Raw genomic sequence first — 2,821 nt, forward strand, 5'->3', positions numbered from 1 at the left:
AGCAAATTAAACGTCAATGGCGGCGCAACCGCATACGGCCATCCACTGGCGGCAACCGGTGTGCGTTGTACTACGACCGTAGCAAAAGAGATGAAACGCCGTGGCGTTAAATACGGTATTGCTTCGGCCTGCGTTGGCGGTGGTCAAGGCTGCGCAATACTGCTAGAAAACCCAGACGCATAAGTCTGGGGGGGACACGTAAAATGGCAGCCCTCGGGCTGCCATCAGATCACGGACAAGCCCAAGTATTTTTACTGGGGCCTGATGTTTCTGAGCAGCGGGTTTTGCAAACCTAAGCACTTCGCGCCTATCTTCGATATCGCCTCTACCATATTAGATCCCGCGCCAAGGGGCTTACTCGCTAGGCGGCAGCGCAGCAAAAGATACTGTTGCTTCTTTAAAAAAAAATTACAAACTTTTTGTTTCGTCGAATTTTCTCTAAGCCCGCTATCGCTCGATTTTTCAGCAACTCACCTTGCTTAAGTGACTTTTTCGATGTACCCGTATTTCTCATTTTATGCCAAACCAGTTCATCTGGATTTAAATCAGGTGGATAGGCAGGAAGAAAGCGATTTCGATCTTTCCTTCCAAAGAGTCGATATATTTCATTAGTTCTTTTGATTTATGGACAGGATGGCCATCAACAATCAGGATTACCGGCGCTCCTCGGCCTTTTCAAAAAGTGCCTCAAACAGGCAACACATCTGTCTGCTTAGACAGGACCAAAATGGCGTTAATTGATTGCCTTTGACTACGGGTTTTAACACGCGGTGTTTGTCCCTTCGCTCCCCAAGTCCGCTGTAGCGGATCATTGGATCGTATCGATGCCTCATCTAGCCAAAATATCTCGGCACCCTTGATTTTAGCGTGTTTTTTACTCGTGGCTAAACTTCGTTGAGCCAAACGTTAACCGCTGCTTCATCTCTCTCGTAGGCTCTGCGCAATAGCCTCTGAAACGTTAAGCTAAGCCCCGCCGATGCGCACATCAAATTGACCGTTATGCTAGGCGCATTCCACAATATGCCCCTGCTGTTCACCCTCTTCACTTAAAAAATCTGCACTGCGGGTACAGCGGTCGAAAGTCACATAGACCTCACCGTCAAGCTGATAAATCTCCCAATCTAAACGACCTCTAGGATGCTTGGCAGTACCAATATCATTACGTGGAAAATCTGCAATCTTGTAAATAAACGCCCACACCACGCTTTGTTTTTTGTCTTTAGCAATAACATCGCTATGTATTATTGGTCTCCTAGTTCGTACCGACTGCTCAACAAGGCCTACAGCATTGCCGAGCCACCATTAACGCCAATCGCTTGGCCCGTTACAATGCGACATCGTCGCCGACGAGATAACCTACCATCGAGGCAAGCTCATTCATCGTAATATTGTCTCGTGCAGACTCCCCTGCCATTGCCGTTGTCATTCCATGAACGCCACCACCCCATTCGCAGCATTGTAGGCCGCGTGATTAGCCAGCCCATTGCGTAACGTAACTGAGCTTTTGCAAAACCTATGATTCACGGGCCCTGCGTCTACGGCATATGCGTTTAACACTAAGGAAGCAAATGCTTAATGCCGATGTACGCAGAATGGCCTCTGTAGATCTGCACTTCAGCGCGTCCGCTTACCGTGGGGAGACGCTTATCATCGGAGCTTCGCAGCTAGCGGGCGGCATCACTTCACTTTCCGCGCCTCCGCCAAGGAGCACAAGCAAGTGGTAGTCAATAATGGGTTCATCGACTTAAATTGACTCAAGTGCAACAAATTTAGGCAGCGACACAGAAATGCATCAGTGCTTACCCTCAGCAATAACGAACCCGCTATTAATAAAATAATAAGGGGTGACTCAACTCCGCCCCACCCAAGGAAGAAAAATCGTAACTTTCGTCCTCTGGGTAGAGGGTAATAATACTAAGGTGGGGTTGAGACGCGAACGCACTGGGCCCCAAAGCCCCAGCCATAGTGCCAACACTAAAAAAGCGTTTCACTTCTCCGGCGATATTAATACGCACCCTGAAACTCGCCATTGGCTCAGTGTGCGCCGCGCGCTGCTGCCAATCAGCGGGCACACTCGGGTAGGCCTGCAGTCGCGCTAACGCCTTTTCGGCTTTGGCGTCACCGGTAAGCAGCGCGGATTGCTGGATCGACATCAAAATAGCCGACAAGGTATCAGCCCAATCGCCAGCGGCATCTTCCACCACCGCTTGAGCAAACAAAAAATCATAGAAATTACTCAGCGATGCCACCCCGTCTGCATCAAGCAAACTTCCGTAAAAATGTACCCAGCCGCGATTCACCATAAGAATATTTGCCGAGCCATCGACAACCGATGCAGGGTAGGGATCGAGCGTTCGCAGGTGCATCATCATTGCCTTGCGCAACCATTTGAGGTCTGGTGCGTTAAAGTCAACGGGTTCCTCGCTCGGTGCAAAGCCCGCTGCAATCAGCAAATGGTTTAAATCGCGTTTACCCAAACTCAGTACCCGTGCAATATCAAGCACCATCGCTTCACTGGCACGGCTACTACCGTTCTCCATTCTACTAATATGCCTCGGTGAACTGCCTAAGCGTCCGGCCAGCGTCTCTTGGCTCATGCCATGTACGCCTCGCCAAAACCTTAAAAAGCGGCCAAATACTGATTTCGTTTCTTTGCTTTGCATTTGTAATTACACTCACTTTTTGACGCTTACTGGCAACGTATTGCATAGTACACGCCTCCGTTATGCACCATCATACTGGCAAAAGTGGGGTCGAACCAATCCAGTGGTACGTCAGAAGCCAACGTAGCGCAAGGTAATTTGGTACTTACTTAGCAAGC

3 protein-coding genes and 1 pseudogene are annotated in these 2,821 nt (G+C 49.3%); 1 reads left to right on the forward strand and 3 read right to left on the reverse strand.

Annotated elements, in window-relative coordinates; translation table 11 throughout:
• A pseudogene (locus ABYP33_RS18390) lies at positions 1-183 on the forward strand (acetyl-CoA C-acyltransferase); the annotation flags it as partial.
• Positions 184-687: 504 nt separating this feature from the next.
• Here the strand turns inward: ABYP33_RS18390 and ABYP33_RS18395 are convergent.
• The 3 genes from ABYP33_RS18395 to ABYP33_RS18405 all read right to left on the reverse strand — a co-directional run bounded on the left by ABYP33_RS18395 (position 688) and on the right by ABYP33_RS18405 (position 2,663).
• A complete protein-coding gene (locus ABYP33_RS18395) occupies positions 688-903 on the reverse strand; it encodes a transposase (RefSeq protein ID WP_373092719.1) in 216 nt (71 codons plus the stop codon).
• A gap of 99 nt (positions 904-1,002) precedes the next feature.
• On the reverse strand, positions 1,003-1,200 hold the full coding sequence (locus ABYP33_RS18400; protein ID WP_373092720.1) for a hypothetical protein: 198 nt from the start codon (positions 1,198-1,200) through the stop codon (positions 1,003-1,005).
• A gap of 626 nt (positions 1,201-1,826) precedes the next feature.
• A complete protein-coding gene (locus ABYP33_RS18405; protein ID WP_373092721.1) occupies positions 1,827-2,663 on the reverse strand; it encodes a helix-turn-helix domain-containing protein in 837 nt (278 codons plus the stop codon).
• Positions 2,664-2,821 lie beyond the last annotated feature (158 nt).

It is taken from the genome of Zhongshania sp., assembly GCF_041584495.1.
GTDB lineage: Bacteria > Pseudomonadota > Gammaproteobacteria > Pseudomonadales > Spongiibacteraceae > Spongiibacter.